Source organism: Singulisphaera rosea (genome assembly GCF_054877945.1).
Genome location: NZ_JBTYIP020000011.1, coordinates 104005 through 127448 on the forward strand (window position 1 = coordinate 104005; position 23444 = coordinate 127448).

The 23444-nt window shown below is 66.0% G+C and carries 20 protein-coding genes; 10 read left to right on the plus strand and 10 right to left on the minus strand.

The window, feature by feature from the left end:
* Positions 1-405: 405 nt before the first annotated feature.
* Both ACYOEI_RS19570 and ACYOEI_RS19575 read right to left on the minus strand, forming a co-directional pair.
* Positions 406-792 carry a response regulator gene (locus tag ACYOEI_RS19570; protein WP_462851242.1) on the minus strand — a complete coding sequence of 129 codons (387 nt, stop codon included), beginning with the start codon at positions 790-792 and terminating at the stop codon, positions 406-408.
* 282 nt (positions 793-1074) lie between these two features.
* Positions 1075-3150 carry a GAF domain-containing protein gene (locus ACYOEI_RS19575; RefSeq protein ID WP_462851243.1) on the minus strand — a complete coding sequence of 692 codons (2076 nt, stop codon included), beginning with the start codon at positions 3148-3150 and terminating at the stop codon, positions 1075-1077.
* A gap of 683 nt (positions 3151-3833) precedes the next feature.
* On the opposite strand from ACYOEI_RS19575, the gene ACYOEI_RS19580 reads away from it, so the two are divergent.
* Positions 3834-5069, plus strand: a complete 1236-nt coding sequence (locus ACYOEI_RS19580) for a diguanylate cyclase (protein WP_462851244.1) — start codon at positions 3834-3836, stop codon at positions 5067-5069.
* Positions 5070-5094: 25 nt separating this feature from the next.
* On the opposite strand, the gene ACYOEI_RS19585 is transcribed toward ACYOEI_RS19580, so the two are convergent.
* The 5 genes from ACYOEI_RS19585 to ACYOEI_RS19605 form a co-directional block, all read right to left on the minus strand.
* Positions 5095-6174 (minus strand): zinc-binding dehydrogenase, encoded by a 1080-nt coding sequence (locus tag ACYOEI_RS19585; protein ID WP_462851245.1) that lies wholly within the window; start codon positions 6172-6174, stop codon positions 5095-5097.
* A gap of 37 nt (positions 6175-6211) precedes the next feature.
* Complete coding sequence (locus ACYOEI_RS19590) at positions 6212-7468, minus strand: DUF5690 family protein (protein ID WP_462851246.1); 1257 nt, start codon at positions 7466-7468, stop codon at positions 6212-6214.
* Positions 7469-7742: 274 nt separating this feature from the next.
* Positions 7743-8756 carry a polysaccharide deacetylase family protein gene (locus tag ACYOEI_RS19595; RefSeq protein WP_462851247.1) on the minus strand — a complete coding sequence of 338 codons (1014 nt, stop codon included), beginning with the start codon at positions 8754-8756 and terminating at the stop codon, positions 7743-7745.
* A gap of 71 nt (positions 8757-8827) precedes the next feature.
* Complete coding sequence (locus ACYOEI_RS19600) at positions 8828-9928, minus strand: isochorismatase family protein (RefSeq protein ID WP_462851248.1); 1101 nt, start codon at positions 9926-9928, stop codon at positions 8828-8830.
* Entirely contained in the window at positions 9925-12900 is a 2976-nt protein-coding gene (locus tag ACYOEI_RS19605) for a PVC-type heme-binding CxxCH protein (protein ID WP_462851249.1), read from the minus strand. The genes ACYOEI_RS19600 and ACYOEI_RS19605 overlap by 4 nt, the downstream gene beginning before the upstream one ends.
* A gap of 343 nt (positions 12901-13243) precedes the next feature.
* Here ACYOEI_RS19605 and ACYOEI_RS19610 point away from each other — a divergent pair, with 343 nt between their 5' ends.
* The 3 genes from ACYOEI_RS19610 (at position 13244) to ACYOEI_RS19620 (ending at position 15244) form a co-directional block, all read left to right on the plus strand.
* On the plus strand, positions 13244-14128 hold the full coding sequence (locus ACYOEI_RS19610) for an aldo/keto reductase family oxidoreductase (protein ID WP_462851250.1): 885 nt from the start codon (positions 13244-13246) through the stop codon (positions 14126-14128).
* Positions 14129-14197: 69 nt separating this feature from the next.
* Complete coding sequence (locus tag ACYOEI_RS19615) at positions 14198-14785, plus strand: TetR/AcrR family transcriptional regulator (RefSeq protein ID WP_462851251.1); 588 nt, start codon at positions 14198-14200, stop codon at positions 14783-14785.
* Between the two features lie 39 nt (positions 14786-14824).
* On the plus strand, positions 14825-15244 hold the full coding sequence (locus ACYOEI_RS19620) for a VOC family protein (protein WP_462851252.1): 420 nt from the start codon (positions 14825-14827) through the stop codon (positions 15242-15244).
* Between the two features lie 113 nt (positions 15245-15357).
* On the opposite strand, the gene ACYOEI_RS19625 is transcribed toward ACYOEI_RS19620, so the two are convergent.
* Positions 15358-15570 carry a hypothetical protein gene (locus ACYOEI_RS19625; RefSeq protein WP_462851253.1) on the minus strand — a complete coding sequence of 71 codons (213 nt, stop codon included), beginning with the start codon at positions 15568-15570 and terminating at the stop codon, positions 15358-15360.
* A gap of 303 nt (positions 15571-15873) precedes the next feature.
* Between ACYOEI_RS19625 and ACYOEI_RS19630 the strand changes: the two genes are divergently transcribed.
* The 6 genes from ACYOEI_RS19630 (at position 15874) to ACYOEI_RS19655 (ending at position 21906) form a co-directional block, all read left to right on the plus strand.
* Positions 15874-16584 (plus strand): response regulator transcription factor, encoded by a 711-nt coding sequence (locus tag ACYOEI_RS19630; RefSeq protein ID WP_462851254.1) that lies wholly within the window; start codon positions 15874-15876, stop codon positions 16582-16584.
* Positions 16581-18053 (plus strand): sensor histidine kinase, encoded by a 1473-nt coding sequence (locus ACYOEI_RS19635; protein WP_462851255.1) that lies wholly within the window; start codon positions 16581-16583, stop codon positions 18051-18053. The genes ACYOEI_RS19630 and ACYOEI_RS19635 overlap by 4 nt, the downstream gene beginning before the upstream one ends.
* Positions 18054-18341: 288 nt before the next feature.
* Complete coding sequence (locus tag ACYOEI_RS19640) at positions 18342-19784, plus strand: putative sulfate exporter family transporter (RefSeq protein ID WP_462851256.1); 1443 nt, start codon at positions 18342-18344, stop codon at positions 19782-19784.
* A gap of 1 nt (position 19785) precedes the next feature.
* The gene (locus tag ACYOEI_RS19645) at positions 19786-20013 is read left to right on the plus strand and encodes a hypothetical protein (protein WP_462851257.1); all 228 of its coding nucleotides are present in this window, start codon (positions 19786-19788) and stop codon (positions 20011-20013) included.
* Between the two features lie 164 nt (positions 20014-20177).
* Complete coding sequence (locus ACYOEI_RS19650; RefSeq protein ID WP_462851258.1) at positions 20178-21629, plus strand: sulfatase family protein; 1452 nt, start codon at positions 20178-20180, stop codon at positions 21627-21629.
* Between the two features lie 148 nt (positions 21630-21777).
* Positions 21778-21906 (plus strand): hypothetical protein, encoded by a 129-nt coding sequence (locus ACYOEI_RS19655; RefSeq protein WP_462851259.1) that lies wholly within the window; start codon positions 21778-21780, stop codon positions 21904-21906.
* 251 nt (positions 21907-22157) lie between these two features.
* Here the strand turns inward: ACYOEI_RS19655 and ACYOEI_RS19660 are convergent, their stop codons facing one another.
* Entirely contained in the window at positions 22158-22577 is a 420-nt protein-coding gene (locus tag ACYOEI_RS19660) for a Dabb family protein (RefSeq protein ID WP_462851260.1), read from the minus strand.
* 356 nt (positions 22578-22933) lie between these two features.
* On the minus strand, positions 22934-23317 hold the full coding sequence (locus ACYOEI_RS19665) for a hypothetical protein (protein WP_462851262.1): 384 nt from the start codon (positions 23315-23317) through the stop codon (positions 22934-22936).
* Between the last annotated feature and the right edge of the window lie 127 nt (positions 23318-23444).

Sequence of the window (23444 nt, forward strand, 5' to 3'; positions counted from 1 at the left end):
ACGTCTGTCCGCGTGACCTGGATGCCCCGACCGCTGATCGACTCTAGGACTTCTTGGGCCCGCCCTGCGGACTCCCCGGAGGTTGCGTGGAGTCGGTCCAAGCCAGTCTACCAGTCGGGCGAGGGCGTTGCCGGCTCGAGGACTTGGGTCCATCCCGGTCCTCCGTGGAGGCTCGAGGCGCGGACGCATTTTTGTGTTCGTGACCTGCGAAGGGATTTCCGCGATGGCGTGCCACTCGCCAAATTATGGGCGTGACGGCGTCCGGAAGCGATGTCCTGCGGACGAGTCACCCGGAGGATCCGGGACATGACGGCAAGCGTTCGAAATGGGGATCAACGGACTTGGACGAGGGGGACACGTCGTCATCGGCGGAGCCAGCTGCTCGCAATCGCTCGCGGTGCTTTCCTACTGAGGCTGGTACGGGGCGAAGGCGAGGCTGCTGCAGGCCGTGAGGAGCCTTGCGAGGTCGAGGGGTTTGGGCATGAGCAGGTCGGGCTTCAAGGGCAGGACCCTGGCGACACAGTCTGGGTCGAGGGCACCCGAAGTGATGGCGACGAATGTCCTCATTCCCGTCTTCCTCACATGGCGGAGGACCGACACCCCGTCTCCGTCCGGGAGCCACAAGTCGAGGATGATCATGTCCGGCGGTGGGTCGAGGGCTTCGAGGGCACCGGCCACCGTCGTGGCGGTGCTGACACCCCAACCCCAGGAAGCGAACAGACGCTGGAGTGCTCGACGAGTCGTGTCATCGTCCTCGACGATCAAGACTCGATCCCCGGCTTGCTGGTGCATCTGAGGAATCCTCTCCGTAGTCGGTCGGCGTCGACCATTCCGCCCGGACCTCGCGGTCTCGGGTCAACTGAGGCATCCGGCCGTCGACCGCGGCGCTGGACGCCCGTAAAGATTTGGGTGATCGGTAGAGAGCGTTCCGAAGCGACGTCGTCTCCGCGGCCTCGACGGGGTACGAAAAAGATAGAACACGCGTAGACGTTGTGTTTCACCCCGGAGCGTCGGGATCGAAAAGCCTCGGGACCGAGTGCGAGTCGGTCGGGTTTCCACGTAGTCGACTCCGGCTCACGACGATCTCCGATCTAGCCCGGAACGCCGTTCTGATCCGTTCCACCTTTGGGCGTTGTTGTCGGCGGACGTGACTTGAAGGAAGACCTCGACGACTTTCGGGTCGAGATGGTTGCCCGACAAGGAACGGATGTGCTCGCGTACCTTCGCCTCGGGCCAGGCGTTTCGGTAGGGGCGTTCCGAGCAGAGGGCGTCCCAGATGTCGACCGCGGCGAAGATCCTCGCGGCGAGCGGGATCTGTTCGTCTTTCAATCCGAGGGGATAGCCGGTGCCGTCCCACTTCTCGTGGTGGGCGTAGGGGATCTCGAGCGCCGGGAGGAGGAACGGGATCGGCGAGAGCCACTCGTAGGCGTAGACCGGGTGCTGTCGCATGATCTGGAGTTCTTCGTCGTCGAGCGGCCCACGCTTGAGCAAGATCGAGTCGGGGATGCCCATCTTGCCGATGTCGTGCAAGAGCGCCCCGCGGCGGATCTGGACGAGTTGGTGGCCCCGGACGCCCATCGCTCGGGCCAGGCGGAGGGACATCTCGGTGACCCGTTGCGTATGGCCCTCGGTCTCCTTGTCGCGGAGGTCGAGCGCCCGCGACCAGCCTTCGATTGTGGCGTCGTAAGCGGTTGTAAGTTCGGAGTTCGCGCGTTGGAGGTCGTCGAAGAGCGTGGCGTTGTCGACGGCGATCGCGGCCTGGTTCGCCAGGGTCTCGAGGAACTCGATCCACTCGGGATCCGGGTCGAGCGGGGCGCGATGGAAGATCTCCAGGACCCCTTTGACCTGACCTTTGGAGACGAGGGGGATCGCCAGGAGCGAGCGGAACGACTCTTCTTCGAGAAAGGTCTTCTTGGTGAAGTCCGGATCCATCTCGTCCAGGTCGGGGACCCTGATGAGGCGGCGCTCGAGCGCGGCGCGTCCGGCGAGGGATTCGCCGAGCGGGAGATGCAGTTGGCTGATCGCCGTCCCCCGGAATCCTCGGCCGGCGGCGTAGTTCAGGGTCTGGGTCTGGGGCGAGAGCCGGAGCACGGCGGCCGCGTGGACCCCGAGTTGACTGGTCACCTGGTCGAGCACCGTCTCCAGGGTGAGGCGCAGGTCGAGGCTCGCGGTGATCGCCAGGTCAATCCGGCGGAGGGCGTCGATCCGCTCCAGGCGGCGTTGGAGTCGGGTGTTGAGCTCCCTGGCTTCCAGCTCCGCCTGGCGACGGCCGGTGATGTCGGTCCCGACCCCGACGACTTCCTCCACGGCCCCGCTCGCGTCTCGGACCGGGGTGAAGCGGCAGTTGAAGCTCAAGCCGGCGACGTCCACGATCTCGTCGAAATCCTCGCCGTCGAGGGCCCGACGGACCTGGGCGATGATCAGCGGGAAGTCGCGATACATGTCGAAGGCCGAGCGGCCGACGGCCTCACCGGGCCTTAGGCCGAGGACCTCGAGCCCTCGGCCTTCGGAAAGGGTGAAGACCCCGTTGCGGTCCAGGGCGAAGAGGATGATCGGCGCGCTGGTGATGACGGTCTGGAGCCGCTCCCAACTCCGGCGGACGGCCTTCTCGGAGAGGTTCCGGATCTCGCGCTCCGCGCGCACGCGCTCGGCGTTCTGTCCGCGGAGCTCGAGTTGGGCGGTGACCTGTCGGCCCAGGGCCTCGAGCGACTCGCATTGATCGGATGTCAGGGTCTTCGGTTTGCGGTCGAGGACGCAGAGGGCACCGACCACGTGCCCCTCCGGGCTCCGAAGCGGCGTCCCCGCGTAGAAGCGGACGTGGGGCTCCGAGACCACGAGCGGGTCATTGGCGAACCGAGGATCGGCCAGGGTGTCGGGGATGACCATCACCCCGTCCTGTTGAACCGTTTCGTGGCAGAACGAGACCTCGCGCGGGATCCTCACCGGCTCGAGCCCGGCCCAGGCCTTGAACCACGTCTTGCCCGCGGAGATGAAGCCAATGAGGCCGATCGGTGTGCCGCATACGGTCGCGGCGAGGCGGGCCAGGTCGTCGAATCGGGCTTCCGGTGCGGTGTCCAAGATCTCGTAACGGTCCAGTGCGGCGAGTCCCTCGAGCGAGTCTTGAGTTTCCAGGCCTTCGATTATCGCCATGCTCGCTCCGGGACTCGACCGTTTCACGACTTATGGATTACCGGACGACGAATGGGTGCGGGATCATTCCTGACTATGTAAGAGGGGCTGGCGGCCTCCGGCAAGCGAGGGACTACCTGGAATCCTTCCCGAGTCGGCCACTAACCACCGCGCTCGCCTAACGGACAACTCGGCAGAGTGGTCTTCTCCAACGCTAGTCTAGGATCCGTTGACGGCTTTTCCTGACATCGAACGCAAACTCGCCGATTTTTCCGTACGCAACGCGAAATCCGTGGGCTATTGTCGCTATCTAGGCCCGTCTCTCGGCATCGTAGGATCGGTTGGCTCCCGTATTTTGCCCACTTTATCATGGTTGGGGCCCGGGTTTCCAGGAAATCTCGGATTATTTCCGAAATAGGCGGATTCCCTCCATTCCGGATCTCCTGGCCAAACGGGACTTCGCCGGTGGGCACTCGGTATCCTGGGCTTCAGGCTATGGCTCTAGATAAGGGGTGAAACCTGGGTAATCGGCTTTCGAACGTGGACGGGATTTTGCCCTTGTTGCAAAATCCGTTTTTTATATCCGATCGGGGGTAAGTCCTGGCCTAGAGTTTTCGGGAGTGACGACAGAGCGGTGACATCGAGGGCGTCCCCCCGGGTCCCGGGCGAGAGTGGACCCTTACTAGTTAAATTGTAGGTATGAGATGAATCGATCCGCGAAGCACTCTGTTTCGGTTGCCCAGGTGGCGGTCGTCGCGATCGTGACGGTGATCGGAATCGCTTCGTATCGGAGCGTCTCGGGCTTCCTGGCGACGTCGGGACGGGTCGAGCACAGCCATCGGGTCATCGAGGCGCTGGGTACGCTCATGCGCCTGACCGACGATGCCGAGCGTGGGCAGCGCGGTTATCTGTTGACGGGGGACGAAGCAGACCTGGCTCTCTATCGACAGGCGGCCGACGGGCTGGGTCAGGCCCTTTCCGGTCTCGGCGGTTTGATCGACGACTCCGGGCAACGTCAGCGGTTCGAGGGGCTCCGGCGTGCGGTCGTCGGGAAGACGGACGAACTCGCCGGGACGATCCAGACGCGACGGGCCGAAGGGCTCGATGCCGCCCTCAAGGCGGTCCAGACGGGGCGAGGGCATCGCCTGATGGAAGAGGTCCGCGGGATCATGCGGGCGATGGAGGATGAGGAACGCGCGAGGCTGGACGTCCTCTCCATGGAGTCCGCAGAGAACTCCCGAGGTACGACGGCGACGATCACCATCCTCTGTGCGCTCTTGTTCTGGGCCATCTACGCCCTGGTTCGTCGAGAGCGGGCCAAGCAAGACCTCGACCTCGAGAACGCCCGGCTGGTGGAACTCGCCACGATCGACGCACTCACCGGGTTGGGTAATCGTCGCCACTTCGACGAGGTCTTGAAATCCATGTTTGCGGACTCGGTCGAGGGAGGGCTTCCTCTCACACTGCTGATGATGGACCTCGACGGGTTCAAGTCCTACAACGACACCTTCGGCCACCCGGCCGGCGACGACGCCTTGGGACGAGTCGCGGGCCTGATCCGAGGCGGGGCCCGCAAGCGGGACCTGGTCGCCCGTTATGGCGGGGAAGAATTCGTCGTCCTCCTCCCCGAAACCGACGCCAGGGAAGGATGCGTCGTCGCGGAGCGACTCCGGCTCGCCGTCGAACAGCACGACTGGCCGCTCCGCCCCATGACCGTCAGCCTGGGGATCGCGACCTTGCGTCCGGGCCTCCCCGATCCCCCCGCCCTGATCGCACAGGCGGACCAGGCCCTCTATCACTCGAAGCACCGGGGCCGGAACTGCGTCACCCACCACGAGGATCTGAAACCCGGCGCCGGCGGGACGACCCCCCACGGAAACAGCGACTCGGCCCGCCCCTCGATGGCCGCCGACCCGCGTGAGCCGCACTGCCTCTCCTGATCATCGAGGCGTCGCCCCGCTCAATTCAATCACGGGCACGCACGCCGATCCGGATATGGGCCGGATCGCTCGCGGCGGCGAACGCCCGCTCGGCCTCGCCGAGCCCGTACCATCGGGCGACGAGATTCGAGAGGGGAAGTCGGTGGTGGTTCTCGGCGAGGAAGCTCACGGCCTGGGCCAGGTGCCTCGGCGCGTAGTTGTGAACCCCCTTCAGGGTGAGGCAACGGCGAACGAGCTGCTCGACGTCGAAGAGGACCGCGGGGGCGGGATACACCGCGCCGACGGCGATGAGCGTCCCCCCGATTCGCAGCGATCGCCACGCGTCGTCGAATCCTCGCGGATTTCCCGAGAGCTCGAGGGCGACGTCGGCCCCGAGCAATCCCGAGGCCGCGCCGACGGTCGACGTCAACTCCGCCGGAGTCGTCACGCGCGAGGCTCCGAAGGCGGTCGCCAGCTCGAGCCGATCGTGGCGGACGTCGATCGCGATCACCTCAGACGCCCCGAGCGAGCGGGCGAAGGCGATGGCCGTGAGGCCGAGGAGTCCGGCCCCGTGGACCGTGACCGTGCGCCCGGCCAAAGGCCCGGCGGCCTCGACGGCCGCGGCGATCGTCGCCGAGGCGCAGCTCGAGGGGCAGGCGACGTCGAGCGGTAGGTCCGGAAGCGCGACGACCGCGGTCCCGGGCGCCAGCAGGCAGTGCTCGGCGAGCCCGCCGCGGAGCTCCTGACCCGGTTTCATCCGTTCATGACCATACTTGACCGCATGGAGGCATTTCTGTGGGAGGCCTCGCAGGCAGAAGATGCATCCGCCGCAAGCCGCGACGATCGCCCAGGTCACGCGTGTCCCTTTGGCGAGCGGCATGCCGAGCTGGTCGACTCGGGGGGCCCCTTCACCGAAGGACGCGACTTCGCCCACGATCTCGTGGCCGAGGATCGTCGGGGTCGGCGTGCTTCGTCGCCCTTCGTAGGTATGGAGGTCGCTGCCGCAGAGCGTACACCCGAGGACGCGGATGAGGAGCTCGCCCGCCCTGGGCTCGGGGGTCGGGACCCGGCGGAGGGCGAGTCGCCCCGGCTCGCCTTCGAAAACTGCGGCCAACGAGGTCAACACGCGAGGGCCTCGAGGTGACGTCTGGAGTCGGCGTGCGTCACGCCGGGACCTTCGCAAAGTATCGCCAGGCCAGGACCAGGCACAAGGTCGAAACGACGCACGCGACCCCGCAGGCGATCTCGAAGAAGTCCAGGACATGCGCGTAACTGCCGAGTCCCGCCCTCGCCAGCATGACGGCGACGTAACCGAGGTAGCCCACGGAATCGGCCAAATACATGAGGAAGCCGACGTTCGCGCGGTCGCGGGTCATGGCGATGAGCCGCTCGAAGACGGTCGTGTGGACGGCGACATAGGGGAGGTAAAGACCCAGGCCGACCACGACCATGAACGAGAACCCGTCGGCCTGGCCGGAGGCTCGGCCGATCAGCGCGGCGGCGATGAGCAGGAAGCCGAGGCCGCAGGTCGCGAGGGCCGTGAAGAACGCCGCGCGATTGCTCCGGATCAGGCAGGCCGAGCCGTTTACCGCCATGACGCCGAGGGCCACGGGGATCTCGGACTGGGTGAACGTCGCCGGGACGGTCCCCGAACCGAGGCCTTTCCAGAGCTCGGCGGCGAAGTCGGCACGGATACTCCGGAGGATGGTCACCGCCAGGTAGATGGCGACGATCATCCCGAGCCCGAACGCGTGGCGCGCGACCCAGGCTCTTCGTTCTTCGCGACCGAGCGGAACGCGAGTCGTCCTGGCCGAGCGGTCGTGGTGGTCCGGGGCCGGCAGCCTCGACAACATCCACACCGCGACGACGAGCGGCGCTGCGAACAGGCCCCCCGCGGCGGCCGGCATCCAGGCCTCGGGGATGCCTCGGCCGAGCAACCACGACCCGACCGACTTGGAGACCCCGTCGGCCAGGATGAAGCTCGCGCAGAGGCCCGCCGCCAGCGCTTCGGTCAGCCGACGTCCTTCGAGGAACCCCATCACGAGGCCGAAGACCATCCCGAGCGGCAACCCGTTCAGGAAGAGGCAGGCGGCGTTCCAAGGCCTCGGCGTCAGCCCGAAAAACAGGAGGGCCAGCTCCGCCCAGGCGACCAGCAACAAGATCGCCGTGGCCCGGCGCCTCGGCGACATCTCCGAGATCACGCGGATCCCCACGAACTTCGAAAGCGTATACCCGGCGACCTGCGCCACGACGAGCACCGTCTTGAAGTCGGCGCCGCCGAAGCCCGCCGCCGTGAACGGCTTGCGAAATCCATACATGCAGAAATACGTTCCGAACGCGGCGATGATGGCCCACACCGCATAGAGCGGGTGATTCCTCGTCTCGCCCGTTTCGGGAATTGGTGCGGTCGCTGTCGCCATCGCGCCCCTCGAATTCCTCGCGGCCCGTCGTCGGGCCCGCGTCGCCGTCCTGAAATACTGTCGAGGGAGTCTCCGCGATGCCGTCGGTGGATTTGATGAGGTTCGGATGAAAGCTTCGAGAGGAATTCCGGGCGGCACCTCCTCGGATTGATCCACAGATGACGCGGATGAACGCAGATTTGAAAACTATTAAAAATCAGCGTTCATCCGCGTCATCTGTGGATCGTATTGAATTTATGGTTAAAAGCGTTTGCCGGGATGTGAGCCCGCTCAATTAACCGGCGGCCTTCGCGCGTCGGGCGATCGTGCCGAGGTCGACGATGGCGGCACGATCGCCAGCGGCTCGGGCGAGGTCGCAGATCAGGTCGATCGCCTCGAAGTGGGGGTCGGCGACGACCAGGCACGACGGATGCGCGAGGAAGTCGTACACGGCGCGTCGTTCGATGACCTTCGAGACGCTCCTCCGGATGGCCTCGAGGAAGGGTTCGAGCTTCCAACGCCCCGTCCGCATGGCGTTGACGTCGCTGATCGGGCTCATCGGGATCTCGACCAGGCCCGACGGATAGACGAAAGGCTGCGCCGAGGGCCAGGCGTCGGCGATGCCGTCGAGGATTTTTCCCGAGGGGGCCTGGCCGGGCTCGGAGTGGGGATGGGGGGGGTACTTGCTGCTGACCCAGTCGTAGCCGAGTTTGAGGAGCATGCGTTGGATGTGGGCGAACTCGGCGAGGCCGTCGTAGAAGCCGCCGGGGGTCCGGAAGCCGGCGGGGTCGATCCCCAGTCGCAGCTTCATCGCCCGGGCGGCGAGCCGGGTGTTCTCCTCGAGGATCTGCGGGACGTCCTTCCCCTCGACGAGCCAGGGGGCGCGTTGGAATCGGAATTGCGTCTCGGGGACCGTCTTCGCACGCATGTTGACGTGATCGTACGTATGATTGCCGACCGGATGCCCTTCGCGGACGATCTCCTGGAGCCAGCCGATGTCTTCTTGCTCGAGGACTCGCCCGACCGCGAAGAAGTGGATCCGCCCCCCCTTGGCCTTCACCCGGCGCGCAGCCTCGAGGGCGTAGCGCTTGGTGTCGGCGTCGAGGTTCCCCTTCTCGTAGTCCCAGTGGGTCTGGTCCCAGGTGGGGTAGTGCCGGCTCATCTCGAGGTCGAGGGTGATCGAGATGAGGGCCCGGCCGTCGTCCGGGTCGGCGGGCCGGGCGTCCCGTGCGAGGGTCAGGCCGGCGCCGGCGGCGAGCGCCCCGGCGAGGAAGTCGCGCCGAGTTGTTCGGTTCGATCGCGTGGTCATCGTGGGTTCCTCGGGCCAGCGTCTGTCCCGAAACCCGGTTTCTCTGAAGAACCCGGGTTTCGGGAGGGATTTCAGCGAGCGGCGGCCTTCTCGGGGGAGGGGAGGGGGTGGACCCACGAGCTTTGCGTGATGAAGAGATTGAGCGCCGCGAATGACACGGAGGCGTTCGTCGCGAAGCGAGGACTCGGGTTTCCGGGGAAGGTCGCGATCGTGGCGTCGCCGACGAGGAAGACGTCGAAGTCGGGGGCGAGGTTCTTGTAGCCGGCCGTGGTCAGGCAGACGCACATGTCGGTGTTGTAGCCCGCGAGCAGGACGTGGCGGATCCCCTGGGCCTTGAGGAAGTCGCGGAGGGCGTCGTACCCTTCGCCGTCGTAGATGACCACGTCGCGCGGGTGGACCTCGATCGTCTTCATGACGGGGATCGGCTGCTCCCAGAACCCGGCGTGGTCGTACTCCGGGCCGGCGTCGAGGCCGGGGAAGCCGCGGAAGTATTCGACGGTCGGGGTCTCGGCCGACACCGCGAGGGTCTTGGGCAGGGCCTTCCCTTCATAAGGAAAGTCTTTGAGCTTGGCCTCGAGCTCCTTCCGCCCCTGAACTCGATCCTCGGCGGTCGGCTGGGATCGGAACGAGCGGTAGAGCTTCTTGCGGATCGGGTCTTCCTTGCCCGGCAGGCTGTAGGCGACGACGCCGACGCGGCCGCGCAGCGCTTTCAAGAGCGGGTCGATCACCTTGCCGCCGTGGTCGAGGACGATCCGGTTCTTGACCGGCGTGCATTGGAAGGCGACGCCGGCGGGCTCGGGGGTCTTCCACCCCTGGCCGTCGTCGATCCCCCAGGGGTGGACGACAATCACGGCGGTGCGGTCGGATCGGAGTCGATTCGGGACCTCGATGATCCCCCGGGCGTTGTACGAGAACCGCCAGGCGCGGACCTCGAGGTCGGCGCCCGGGTCGTCGACGAGGACCGGCGCCTCGAACCGGGCGATCTCTCGGATCGGCTCGACGAACTCGGGGTGGTCGGCCAGGATCGGCTTCGCGTCGACGATCGGCTTGAGCCGGTTCTCATATGTGCGCGACGTGCCGGGATCGCCTGCCTCGACGACGCTGGCCGAGGCGAGGAACCCCAAGAGGGTGAGGGTCGTCGACATCTTCCCATTCCCAGGTCGGACGGTCATCGCGAGGCGCTCCTTTCCGAAGGCGCAGGGCTTTGAAGATATCCAAATAAATCGCGGAGTTGCTGCGGGTCGAGCTGGCGGTAGAGCCCCTCGGGCATGAGCGACTGGGGCGACTCCTTCAACGATTCGATCGAGTCTCGGGGGATCCGGGTCCGCTGGTCGTTGGCGTCGAGCAGCGTGATCGAGTCGGCCGACTGCTCGGCGATCAGTCCGGTGAGGACTCGCCCGTCTCGGGTCTCGACCAGGAAGTTTTGGTATTCCTTCCGGACGACCGAGCCGGGATCGACGAGGCTGACGAGCAGAAAGTCGCGGTCGCTCCGGTTCGCGTGCGTCAGCTCGGGGCCGATCGACTTGCCCTCGCCGAAGAGGCGATGGCATGAGGCGCAATGCTGGGTGAACAGGGCTCGCCCCTTGTCCTTGTTGCCGGCCGACGCGCGGAGGTCGTTGTTCAGGCGGCGGACCTCCGCGAGCTTCTCCTCGGGGGTCGCCGCGGCGACCATCCCCCAGTGCGTGCGCACTCGGGCGTCGAGCCGCTCGTCGTGGAGTAGGGCGACCCGCCTTACCTGGTCGAGAGGGACGTCCTTCGCCGAGATTTTGCCCGCGTCCACCGCGTCGATCAGCTTCGACGTCCCCGAGGCTCGCCCCAGGAGGACGTCTCGGGCGAAGGCCTGCCATGCCGGCGACTTGGCGGGATAGGAATCAAGGATCGCCTTCGGGATCGTCGGGTCGTCGAACGATGCCAGGGCCCGGAATGCGGCGGCCTGGACGTCGTCCTGGCCAGCTCCGACGACGAGTCCGATCAGCGGCTGGAGGAACGACGGGTCCGTCAACTCGCCCAGGAACTCGATCGACTTCAACCGCTCGTCCTTGGGTGTGTCGGGGCCCGTGGCCAGGGCCGTGATGCGGACTCGAGCCGGGGGGTATCCGAGCCGGGCCGCGATCCGGATCGCCGCGGGATCGGCCGGATTCGCCTCGGCGCGTGTCGCGATCTCGCGGAAGAACCCCTGGTCGGTCGGCTTCGGTCGCCGGCCGCGCGTGGCCTCGTCGAGCGCCGAGAGGAGGCGAGGTCGAATCGTCTCCGGTGCGGTCACCAGCAAACGCCGGCATCGTGCGTCGGCGACCTCCGTCCGAGCGGCGGCGTAGCGACGGATGAGTCGGGGTGCGATCACGTCACGGACCAGGGAGGAGTCCCAGGCTCTGGTTGAGGTCAAGGCATCGAGGAAGCTCCCCGTCAGCTCCATCGCGTCGCGCTCCACGGCCCACCAGAGGAGGAGCGGCAGGTCGGGATCGGCGGCGTCTTCGTCGCGGAGCAGGATCGTCTCGACCACCCCTGCCGAAACCGCAAAGGGGAACCGGCGAGCGGAGCACGCCAACTGGGAGCGGACGACGACGCTCGGCTCCCGACCGGCCAGATCCACCAGCGGCCTGGCGAGCTCCTGGGGGAAGTCTTCGAGGTCGCCGATCAAGCGGACGGTCCACGAGCGGATGTCCTCGTCGGCGTGGCCGAGCAGGTTCATTGCGGTCTTGTCGTCGAAACCGCCCGTGTTGCTCAGGATCCAGAGGCTTTCGAGTGCGGCCCGGCCTCGGCCCGAGGTCGCGCGTTCGCGAAGCTTCGGCCAGAGCGAGGCGTCGGCCCGCTCGGAGAGGAGACGCCGGGCTTTGCGGACATTCGCCACGTTCGGATCCGCGAGCCGCTCGAGCAATGCGTCGTTCGAGAGCGTGGCGAGGTCGACGCCCGGTGACGAGACCCGGGGTGCCCCCGCGCCTTCGATTGCGAAGATCCGGCCGTTGCTGCGGTCCCAGTCGGCGTCCGGGTCGGGGTGGGCGGTCCGCTTGTCGTGCCAGTCGGTGATGTAGACCGAGCCGACGGGCCCGAGGGTCATGTCGCTGGGGGCAAACCAGGTGTCGTTGCCTCGCAGCAGGTCCCCTTCCTGGGTCGCTTTGAAGGTGGAGCCGAGCCGCTCGACCTTGTGCCAGTGGGCCGAGTGGTCGAGCAGGTCGCCCGAGAGGAATTTGCCACGATACGACTCGGGGAAGCCCTCCGCGTCGTAGAAGAAACCGCCTACCGACACGTGCCCCCCGCGCACCCCAACATGGGCGACGTGGTCGAAATATCCGAATGTGTAAGGGTTGTGCAGCGGGCCATGCTTGCCGAACGACTTCCAGTAGTATCCCCCCTGGACCCCGTGGAGCATGACCGAGCCGCCGTAGTTCGTGCAGGCGAACAGATTCCCGTGGCGGTCGAAGTCCAGTCCCCACATGTTCCCGCCCCCCTCGCAGAAGAGCTCGAACCGCCGAGTCTTCGGGTGGTAGCGCCAGACCCCTTGCTGGAACTCGATGCCGCGGATCTTGGCCGTGACCGTGCTCCCTTGCAGGCCGTAGAGCCAGCCGTCCGGCCCCCACGTGAGCGAGTTGACGACCGAGTGGGCATCCTCCATCCCGAACCCCGTCAGGAGGACCTCGGGGTCGCCGTCGGGGACGTCGTCGCGGTTCCTGTCGGGATAGAAGAGGAGATAAGGCGCCTGGGCGACGAACACGCCGCCGTGCCCGAACGCGAGCCCGCTCGCCAGGTTCAGGTCCGAGAGGAAATCCTTCGCGTGGTCGGCCCGGCCGTCGCCGTCGCGGTCCTCCAGGATCGTGATCCGATCTCCCCCCTTCGGCCCCTTCGGCGGCGGCTCGGGGATCCGGTCATAGGCCGTTCGCGAGTACCGGTCGACCGTCACCCGACTCAGGCCGGCGGGGTTGGGATATTGGAGGTACTGGATGACCCACAATCGCCCCTTGTCGTCGAACTCGATCGCTACCGGCTGATGGATCATCGGCTCGGACGCGAAGAGCCGCACGGATAACCCCGGCGCGGGCGACATCTTCCGCGCCGCCTCCTCGGGGGCGTACCCCTGGCCCAGCACGGTCATCGGCGCCAGGGTTGCCAACACTCCCAGGATCCGCAGGAACGCTCCGGCTCGACTCATCGTGCTGCCCATGGGGTTGAATCAATGTTGGATCGCCGTCCGCCCATCATAGCGGCCCGCCCGGGCCGAAGGGATGGCCGACCCCGTAAAACCGAGACGGCGAGCGAAGCGTCACGAGAGCAGGATATGATTCGAGGTTGTGCTCAACCGAACAAGTCTTGTATGATTATCGAAATGTGAAACGAATTAGATGTTGTTCGGTCGGTCTCCGTGGGACCGAGTCATGAATATGTGAAGTCATTGCACGGAGTAGAGTGGTCGGCGTTTGATGTTTCAAAGTTTGACTTTTGAAACTTGTCCTCCTACACTGACTCGGGTCCGCAAAGAACTCAAGGAGCCGAAGATGAGTGAAGGCACGCTTGGGGGACGCTTCACGTTCCCGGGGACGTCATTGACGGTTCAGCGGATGGGCTATGGGGCCATGCAACTGGCGGGGCCCGGGGTTTATGGGCCGCCCAGGGATCCGGAGGAGGCGGTGGCGGTCCTCCGCGAGGCGGTGGCGTCCGGTGTGGATCACATCGACACCAGCGACTATTACGGCCCGCACGTCACCAACCAGATCATCCGGCAGGCGTTGCATCCGTATCCGGAGGGGCTCGTGATCGTCACGAAGCTCGGCGGGAGGCGCCCGCCCGACAAATCCTGGCAGCCGGCGATTACGCCCGAGGAGTTGACTCAGGGGGTCCACGACAACCTCCGCAACCTCGGGCTCGAGACGCTCGACGTCGTCAACTACCGGGTGATGGGCGGAGGGCTTGGCCCCGAGGAGGGATCGATCGCCGAGCAGGTGTCGGTGCTGGCCGACTTGCAACGCCAAGGTTTGATCCGCAACGTCGGCATCAGCAACGCGACGGCCTCCCAGGTCGCCGAGGCGCAGGGGATCACGAAGATCGTCTGCGTCCAGAACAACTACAACCTGGCGCACCGGCACGACGACGCCCTGATCGACGACCTGGCTAGGCAGGGGGTCGCCTACGTGCCGTTCTTCCCGCTCGGCGGGTTCACGCCGCTCCAGTCGTCGACGCTGTCGGCCGTCGCCGAGCGGCTCGGGGCGACGCCGATGCAGGTTGCACTCGCGTGGTTGCTCCAGCGCTCGCCGAACGTGCTGCTGATCCCGGGCACGTCGTCGCGGGCCCACCTCCGCGAGAACCTGGCCGCCGCCCAGCTCGCCTTGCCGGAGGAGGCCCTTGCGGAGTTGAATGGGATCGCCGCGTCGGCGCAAGCGTGACGCGGGCCGACCCTCGGGTGTTCCTCGAGGGAGGTCCGAGGGGCTTGCCGCCGGGTCGAGAGGTGACCAATGTCTCCCGCCGATGCTCCGCTCACGCTCGAACGGGTCCTGGCCACGGCCGAGGACGTCATCCGACGCTTCGGCCCGGCCAAGGCGACCGTCGTCGATGTGGCGCGGGCCCTGGGGGTGAGCCACACGGCCGTCTATCGACACGTGGCGACCAAGGCCGAGCTGCGGGACCTCGTCGTCGGCCAGTGGTTGGAGGTGATGATGCCCACGCTGCGCGCGATCGTGGCCCAGCCGTGCCCGGCCCCGCAGCGGCTCCGAAGCCTCATCGACGCCATCATCGCGTTCAAGCGGCGACGGGCCGCCAATGACCCCGAGCTCTTCGCCGCGTATCTGCAACTCTCGGCCGACGCCAAGTCGGTCGTCGCGTCCCACGTCGGGGAAATGGTCGCCCTGGCCGCCGCGATCATCACCTCGGGCGTTGAGGAAGGCGCCTTCCGCACGGCCGACCCCGCGGCCGCCGGCCGCGCGGTCCTCATCGCTACGTCACGCTTCCATCACCCGGTCCATTCCGCGGAATGGGCCGATCCGGAGATCGACGCCGACTATGACCATGTCTGGCGGTTGATCATGGACGGCCTGCGCTTCTAGGAACACGGGCTTTCGATGGGATAAACCAGGAGGCGAGCCATGCAGGTTGGAGGGATTCTCGAGACGGCCCTGTATGTGGCCGACATCCGGCGATCGTCGGCGTTCTACCGGCGGGTTTTCGGGTTCTCGACGCTCCTGGAGAGCGATCGGCTGATTGCGATGGACGTCGCCGGGAAGAGCGTGCTCTTGCTCTTCCCCGAAGGCGGCACGACCGAACCGTTCCCGGTGCCGGGGGGACGCGGGGTGATTCCGCCGCATGGCGGCTCGCGCGGGGGATACCATTTCGCGTTCTCGATCGAACGCGAGGAGGTCGAGGCGTGGAAAGGGCGCCTCGAGGCCGAGGGCGTGGCGGTGGAGAGCGTCGTGGAGTGGCCGGGCGGGGCCACAAGCGTCTATTTCCGCGACCCGGATCAAAACCTCGCGGAGCTGATTACGGCGGGTTTTTGGAAGACCTCCTGATTCGTCATGGCATGACAGAAGTCCCCATGGGCGATGCCCACCCTACAAGAAAGAATGAGCATTTCTTGTAGGGTGGGCCTCGCCCGCCGAATTTCCCCGGTCGGTGCGCGAACTCAAGACCTCGGGCGTCGGGGCTCTCTCGCGAAGTCGGCGAGGGTGATGGGGCGTCGGGGGCCGGAGTCCCAGGAGTCCTTGGCGGACCAGCCGAGGCGGGAATGGTCGACGCCCCAATGGTTCCCCCGGCGCAAGGTGTCGAGGGTCCAGCCGATCAGGAGCATGCTCAATCCGACGGAGAGCATGCCCAGGCTCAAAGATGTGAATGTCATGCAAGATCTCCCGTTGCGAGGCCAACCGCGGGGGCTCGACCGAGCCGACCGACATGGCCCGCGTGGCCTCGGCGTCGTCGCTTGGGGTAATCATAGGCGCCCAACATAAACCCCGCCTAAGACGCTCGTGAAATCCCCTTTAACTTCGAAGGGTCGCATGGGGGAAAGCCCCTGGATGGGACCCGCCGGGCTCGCCATCACTCGACTTTTCCCCGGCCGCGGCTATCGTTGGGAGGGGTAAGGTGTCGGGACGAGTCGGCGTGCTTGGGGGACCGGGGGCGTCAGGACGGGGGCGGTAGCGGTATGGGTATCCGGATCCTCGTGGCCGAGGATGACGCGAGAGTCGCCAAATTCCTCGTGCGAGGCCTGCGCGAAGAGGGATTCGTCGTCGAGCACGCCCCCGACGGAGAGTCGGCCTGGCACTCGCTGCGGTCGGGGGACTGGGACCTCGTGCTGCTCGATTGGTGGCTCCCCGCCCAGGACGGGCTGACGGTGTTGAAGCGGTTCCGCCAGGTCAACCGCATCACGCCCGTCCTGTTCCTGACGGCCCGCGACGCCGTCTCGGATCGCGTCCAGGGGCTCGACGCCGGAGCGGACGACTATCTCGGCAAGCCGTTCGAGTTCGAGGAACTCCTGGCCCGAGTCCGCGCCCTGATCCGGCGCCGGGACGTCGCGGCCGGGACGACCCTGACGTATCGAGACGTCCGCGTCGACCTCGCCTCCCAGCGTGCCGAGCGGGCCGGGCATTCGCTCGAGCTCACGGCCAAGGAGCAGGCCCTCCTGATCTTCTTCCTGAGGCACCCCGGCCAGGTCCTCTCGAGGACCAGGATCTACGACCACGTCTGGGGGGAGAACAGCGACCTCTTCTCGAACACGCTCGACGTCCACATCAAGGACCTCCGCCGCAAGCTCGAGGCCCAGGGGCCTCGCCTGATCCAGACGTTGCGCGGACGGGGCTATCTCCTCGGTGATGCGCCCGACGCTGTCGCTTCGGCGACGGAGGGGGGGCCGTGAGCCTCTCGACGCGGCTCTCCGCGTTCTTCCTGGTGACGCTCGCCCTGGCGCTCGGGGGCTTCTCGACGACCCTCTACTTCCTGGCCCGGATTTATATGATCCGGCACCTGGACGAGCACATCATGTCGGACCTCGACGCGCTCACCGCCGCCGTCGAGGACGGCCCGGGGCGCGTCCAGGCGTGGGAGGCGCGTCGGCCGACGGTCGGGCTCGACCCCGAGGTCGAGGAGATCTTCTGGGTCCTCTACGACGAACAGGGCCGGTCGGTCGCTCGCTCGAGGAACGCAGGCCGCGAGGACTTCTCCAGTAACCGAGGGCTGGCGGCGGCCATTGGCCATGCCCACGCCTCCGCGACGAACCCGGACGGCCGCCATTGGCGACTCGCGCTCCGGCGCCTGGAGGCCGACGAGCCGGAACCGTCCGCGAGGCCGTCGCAAGGGGGCCCGAGGGCGGCTCCGAGTTGGGGGTATCCCGCCCTGATCCTCATGGCCGGCACGTCGCTCGCTCCGTTGGATACGACCTTGCGAAGCCTGGCCGCGGTCCTCACCGTACTGTCGGCGGTCCTCTGGGGAATGGTCGCCGCCGTGGGCCGGATCTTCGCCCGACGCGCCCTCAGTCCGATGACCCGGATGGCCGAGGCCGCCCGCGTCATGACCACGACCGACCGCGCACAACACCTCCCCAGCCCCGAGACCGACGACGAGCTGGTCCACCTCGCCGAGAGCTTCAACGGCCTCCTCGACCGCTTGAACGAGGCACTTGAGCGCGAGAAACGGTTCACGGGCGAGGCCTCGCACCAGCTCCGCACCCCTTTGACGGCCCTGATCGGCGAGATCGAGGTCGCCCGGCGTCGCGTGAGGACGGTCGAGGAGTACCGCGAGATCCTCGACGAGATCCACGGCGACGCCCTCCGCCTTCGCCAGATCGTCGAGGCGATGCTCTTCCTCGCCCGGGCCGATGCCGAGTCCGCCCGCCCCAGCCTCCAGGCCCTGGACCTGTCGGCCTGGCTCGTCGACCACCTCGCCCAATGGTCCGGTCACGAGCGAGTCGCCGACCTCCAGGCCTTGGACACGTCCAACGGCCCCGCGACGATCCGCGCCCATCCGCCCTTGCTCGGGCAACTTCTCGATAACCTGATCGAGAACGCCTGCAAGTACAGCCCGCGCGGGACCCCGATCCGCATCCGGATCGACCGCGAGCCCGGATTCGTGGCCCTGGTCGTGGAAGACCGGGGCCGGGGTATCGAGCCGGAAGATCAGCCTCATGTGTTCAAGCCCTTCTATCGTGCCGAGCAAGCCAGGAGGCACGGCGACCCCGGGATCGGACTGGGCCTCGCCGTCGCCCAGCGGATCGTCGACGCCTTCGGGGGCACGATCGAAGTCGCGAGCCAGCCGGGCCGGGGCTGCCGCTTCCTCGTCCGGCTCCCCGAAGCCGCGCTGCCGGTGCCGATCCCCGCGGCGGCGGATTGAGTGGAGGAGGATTCACCACAAAGGGCACAAAGGGGAATAACATGTAATTTCTTGCTTGGTATTCTTTGTGTCCTTTGTGCCTTTGTGGTGAATCCTCCGCGATTCGTTCCTTCGAGAGTCTGGCTAGCCCGGTGACGCTTGCTTGTGGTGATCCGGAGCCTGCGTGTATAACCTTCGTCACGCACGGTCGAGGCAGAGCCGTCGATCGCGCAGAGGAGATGACTCGACCCGTCGTGAATCGGGACCGCGGCGGCCTTGTGAGTTGGTGATGGAATGGGGGAAGGCGCCGTGCGATCGTGGTTCGCGTCGGAGGACTGGTTTGCGGTGTGGCTGGCGTTCGCGCTCGTGCTGATTGCGCTGCCGACCGCGATGGGGATCGACCTCCTCGGATGGGTGGCGGCTCCTCAGGTCTGGCTGGGCCCCGCCGAGGCGGTTCGTCCCGTCTCGAAAGCCTATGTGTCCCTGCCCGGGCTGGTCAGCCTGGCCGCCACGTTTGTGCTCATCCTCGGGCTCGTCGGCATCTGTGCGGCCGTCCGGGCGATCGACTTGCGATCCTTCGTGCCAGCGTTCACATTCATCTACTGGGTCAGCGTCCTGAGCTGGATTGCCGGGCACTATGGCTATATCGCGCTGACTCCCGACAAGCGGGCGGGTAAGGGCCTCTCGTGGTCGTTGGGATTGACGGGCGAGGCGGGATACCTCGTGGCGTTGATGGCGGGTTTGTTCGTGGCGAACGTGACCCCTGCTCTCGCCGCGCGACTCAAGTCGGCGGCGCGTCCGGAATGGTTCATCAAGACGGCGATCGTGCTGCTCGGTGCGGGCCTTGGCGTCAAGGCGGCCGCGGCCTCGGTCCTCGTCACGTCGATCATGTTCCGGGGCCTCGCGGCGATCATCGAGGCGTATTTGATCTATTGGGCCTTGGTCTACCTCTTCGCGCGGACCGTCTTCAAGTTCAGCCGGGAGTGGGCGGCCCCTTTGGCTTCGGGGATCTCGATCTGCGGGGTCTCCGCCGCGATCACGACCGGGGCCGCCATCCGCGCCCGGCCGGTCGTGCCGATCATGGTCTCGTCGCTCGTCGTCATCTTCTCGGTGGTGGAACTCCTGATCCTGCCGATCGCCGCGCGGGAATTCCTGTGGGAGGAGCCCCTGGTCGCTGCGGCCTGGATGGGCCTGGCGGTCAAGACCGACGGCGCGGCGGTGGCGAGCGGGGCGGTCACCGAGGCGTTGATCCTGTCCAAGGCCTCGGCGGCCGGGATCGCGTATGAGCCGGGCTGGATCGTGAACACGACGACCACGGTCAAGGTCTTCATCGACGTCTTCATCGGGATCTGGGCCCTCGTCCTGTCGGCCGTCTGGGCGTATGGGATCGAGCGGAAGCAGGGCAAGGGGATCGCGTTCCGCGAGATCCTGGCACGCTTCCCGGCGTTCGTCTTCGGCTACTTCGCGTTGTTCCTGGCCTTCCTCGGCGCGGCGCTCGGCTGGCCGAGTCTGGCGAAGGGGCTCGCGGCGGCGACCGCCCAGACCGACCCGTTGCGGGGCCTCTTCTTCGCGATGACCTTCTTCACGATCGGGATGGCGTCGGACCTGAAGCGACTCTGGGCCGAGGGGATCGGCCGGCTCGCCCTGGTCTATGCCGTGAGCCTCTTCGGTTTCATCATCTGGATCGGCCTGGCGATCTCGTGGTTGTTCTTCCACGGGGCCCATCCGCCGATCCTCCGCGGGGGGCTCTGAAATGAGCGACCGACCATCCGAACGCCCGAGCCTCCCGCAGCCCTCGCTCGCCGAGGAACTGGCCGCGATCCCTTACGAACCGCTCCTCGCGGTCGAGAAGTGGCTCATCGCCTCGAGCCTGCTCCTCGGCGTCGTGCTCCTGGGGCTGCTCCTCTGGCTCAGCACGACGTATTTCCCCGTCAATACCGCGCCGGGATCGCGCGAGCCGGCCGCGCAGAAAAAGGCTTGAGGGATTGCCTCGAAACCTGTTTTTTTCTTAAAAAACGGGTTCCTGACGCCCTCGAACCCCGACGACCCCTCTCTCGGGGATGCCGTTGTGTGGTCCCACAGCAACCCGTTCTTTATGAAAAGAACAGGTTTCGGGCCAGTCACGACCACGACCAAGGGTTGACCATGAACGATCGTCGTCCGAGTCGGTCGGATTCACCTGCGCGTTGGGTTGGGTTCCTGGCGCTGGCCCTGGCGGCACCCGCCGACGCGGGCGAGTCGGCCCAGCCCGTGGCGAGGCCGAACGTCCTGATCCTGTTCGCGGATGACCAGCGGGCCGACACGATCGGGGCCCTGGGCAATGCACAGATCAAGACCCCGAATCTCGACCGCCTCGTTCGCGAGGGGACGTCGTTCACTCGGGCCTACTGCATGGGCTCGCAGCAGGGGGCGGTCTGCGTCCCGTCGCGGGCGATGCTGCTGACCGGCCGGTCCCTCTTCCATATCAAGGAGGATCTCGAAGGCCAGCGTACCTGGCCCGAAGCCTTCGCGGCGGCGGGCTATCGGACCTTCCTGACGGGCAAGTGGCACAACGGAGCCGAATCGGCGCTGCGGGTATTCCCGCAGGGTAAGGCGATCTTCCTGGGTGGGATGGGTGACCCGTACCGACTCCCGCTCCAGGACATCTCGCCCGAGCACACGTTCGTGAACAAGCGGACGAGTGGCGAGCATTCCGTGGGCATCTTCGCCGACTCCGCGATCGAGTTCTTGAAGGGGCAGGGGAGGGCGACGCCGTTCCTCTGCTACGTCCCATTCAACCTCCCGCACGACCCTCGCGTGGCCCCTCGGCCGTATCACGAGCGTTACGAAGGCCAAAAGCCGTCTCTCCCCGCGAATTTCCTCCCGCAGCATCCGTTCAACAACGGCGCCCTGGTGATCCGAGACGAGGAGCTCGCCCCCTGGCCGAGGACGGCCGAGGTCGTTCGCAAGCATCTCGCGGACTATTACGCGGCCATTGAGTATCTCGATGCGCAGGTGGGGCGCATCTTGGATACGCTCGAGGCCACCGGCCAGCGCGAACGGACCCTCATCGTCTTCGCCAGCGACCACGGCCTGGCCATCGGGAGCCACGGGCTCTTCGGAAAGCAGAACCTCTACGACCACTTGATGCACGCCCCCCTGATCATGGCGGGCCCGGGGATCCCCGCGGGGCAGCGTGTCGACGCGATGGCCTACCTCTTCGACATCTTCCCGACGCTCGGCGAGCTCGCCGGAGTCTCCGGGCCCGAGGGGAGCGAAGGGCAAAGCCTCGTGCCGACCCTCTCCGGCCGCGAAGGGGCAGGCCGGTCGTCGATCTTCACGTCCTATGCGACCTACCAACGTGCCGTACGAGACGACCGCTGGAAGCTCATCGTCTACCCCAAGGTCAACAAGACCCAACTCTTCGACCTCAAAGCCGACCCGTCCGAGATCCACGACCTCGCCGCCGACCCCAGCCACGCCCGCGAAGTCGAACGACTCACGGCACTCCTCCGCGACTGGCAGACGAAACTCGACGACCCCCAACCCTTGACGTCCCCAAACCCCGAACCGCTCGAGTTCGACTTTGCCAAGGCGGCTTCGTCCAAGACGAAATAGCCACTGTTCGATGCAACCTTTGAATCTTGATGCGCTGCCGTTTTCCCGGGCGCCAAACCCTGATTCAAGCGTTGGCATGCTGTTTGCTTTTCCATCCTCCCGTGGCCGATTCGCTCCGAAACCGGCATGACTTACAGGGAGAAGTGAAATGGAATCTTTGGATTTGGTGGTTCTCGCCGTGTCCGCCTGGCGTTACTCCGCGGCCTACCTGCTTTGCGGTGGCGGCGTCTTCGGTGCCATCGTCATCTTCTTCGGGGCCAAGGTTCTCGGGAAGTGATCATACGTGGCCTGAGAGGCCGAACTCTCCGCGACAAGCCCGACGCACCAGCGAGTGAATCATCCCAAAAGGCGTGGATGATTCACTCGCTGGTGCGTCGGGCTTGTCTTTGTTGAGCTGACGATATCCTTGCGCAATGAGATGTTGCGCGTGAGGAAATCCTTTGCGGCCTTGTCCCGAACCGACCGGTCGTCGGAAGTCGCGACGCTCCCAACCGTATCGGGAGCGTCGCGGTCTGATTGTCCGGTCGCTCAATGCTTGAACGGCACGATGTAGGAATCGAAGACGCGGACCTGGGCGAACGACGCCTTGCACTCCTCGACGAACTTCAGGTGGCGAGGGGCGACGAGGTACTTCGCGCCGGCTTCCTTGTTTTCGAAGACGAGGTGGAGGGCGACGTCGAAGTCGCGGACGCTGACCTTCGGCTCGACGACGTCATGGGCGATCGTGCCGACCGAGAACGAGACGGTGCCTTCGTGCTCCGAGAGGTACTTGTGGCACGCGGCGACGAACGTCTTGACGGCCTCTTCGGAGTGGTCCTTGAGCGTGAAGAAGACCATGTGGGCCTGCTGCGGCTCGGTCTTCTCGGCGGACTTCGATCGCGAGACCACGCCGACGATCAGGAGCGCGGCGAGCGCGGGGACGACGGCAAGGACGGAAAAGTGCTTCATCGGAGCGTCTCCTCGGTGGTGGACCGGGCAGGTCCGTGGCAGGGCCTTGGGGAACGACATCATGTCTAGCCTCGCCCGGATTGGCAAGGGTGTGGCCAACGCTTGAAGGGCCATTCCTTCCAGGCCGAGACGGCCTCGTCTGGGCACGAAGCTTTGCATCCTGGATGGTCGCTTGCCGCTTGTGTTGACTGCTTCCCGGTCAAGTGCGGTTCTTTTGCCCTCTCTCTCCGTGCTGTGCGCGAGGATTCGTTATTGTCGTCGCGGAACTTCGGCCACCGAGATCCTCTCTCCCAGCCTCTCGACGTCCATCCTCGTGGCCACGGCCCGCCATGAACGACAAAACGCCGACCCGCGAATCAAAGCTTTGCGGTGAATATCGTCACGATGAGCGTGATGACGATCACCGTGATGAACCAGAGTGCCAGCATCAGGCAGCCGTTGCCTTGGCCGAAATAGGCGCGGAGGAGAAAGTTGACGCGTTTCCCTTGATCGACCCGGCGCACCACGACATCCCGGAGCGAGAGTCCAAGTACGACGATGGCCCCGACTGCTGCCGCGATGATAGCGATCGCGACCTTCACGGGCGTGGCGGTCGTAAGCCCTCCACGGCCCGGTTCTTTGAACAACGAGCCCATCGTGACTACGACGCCCACGAACGCCCCTGCGATCATCTTCAACGCGATTGACTTGTCGGAGGCGAACAGGTCTTCGATTTCGCGCCGGAAAGGAACTTTGCCCATTATGAAGATAACCCTGGTATTATTTAGTGTTTTCGCGTCGGAACGAGGGTCCTCATTCGAGGATTCCTCGCGACGACCTCGGATGCGTTACATTGTATTCTGAAGTGAGTAATAATAAATTTTGTCG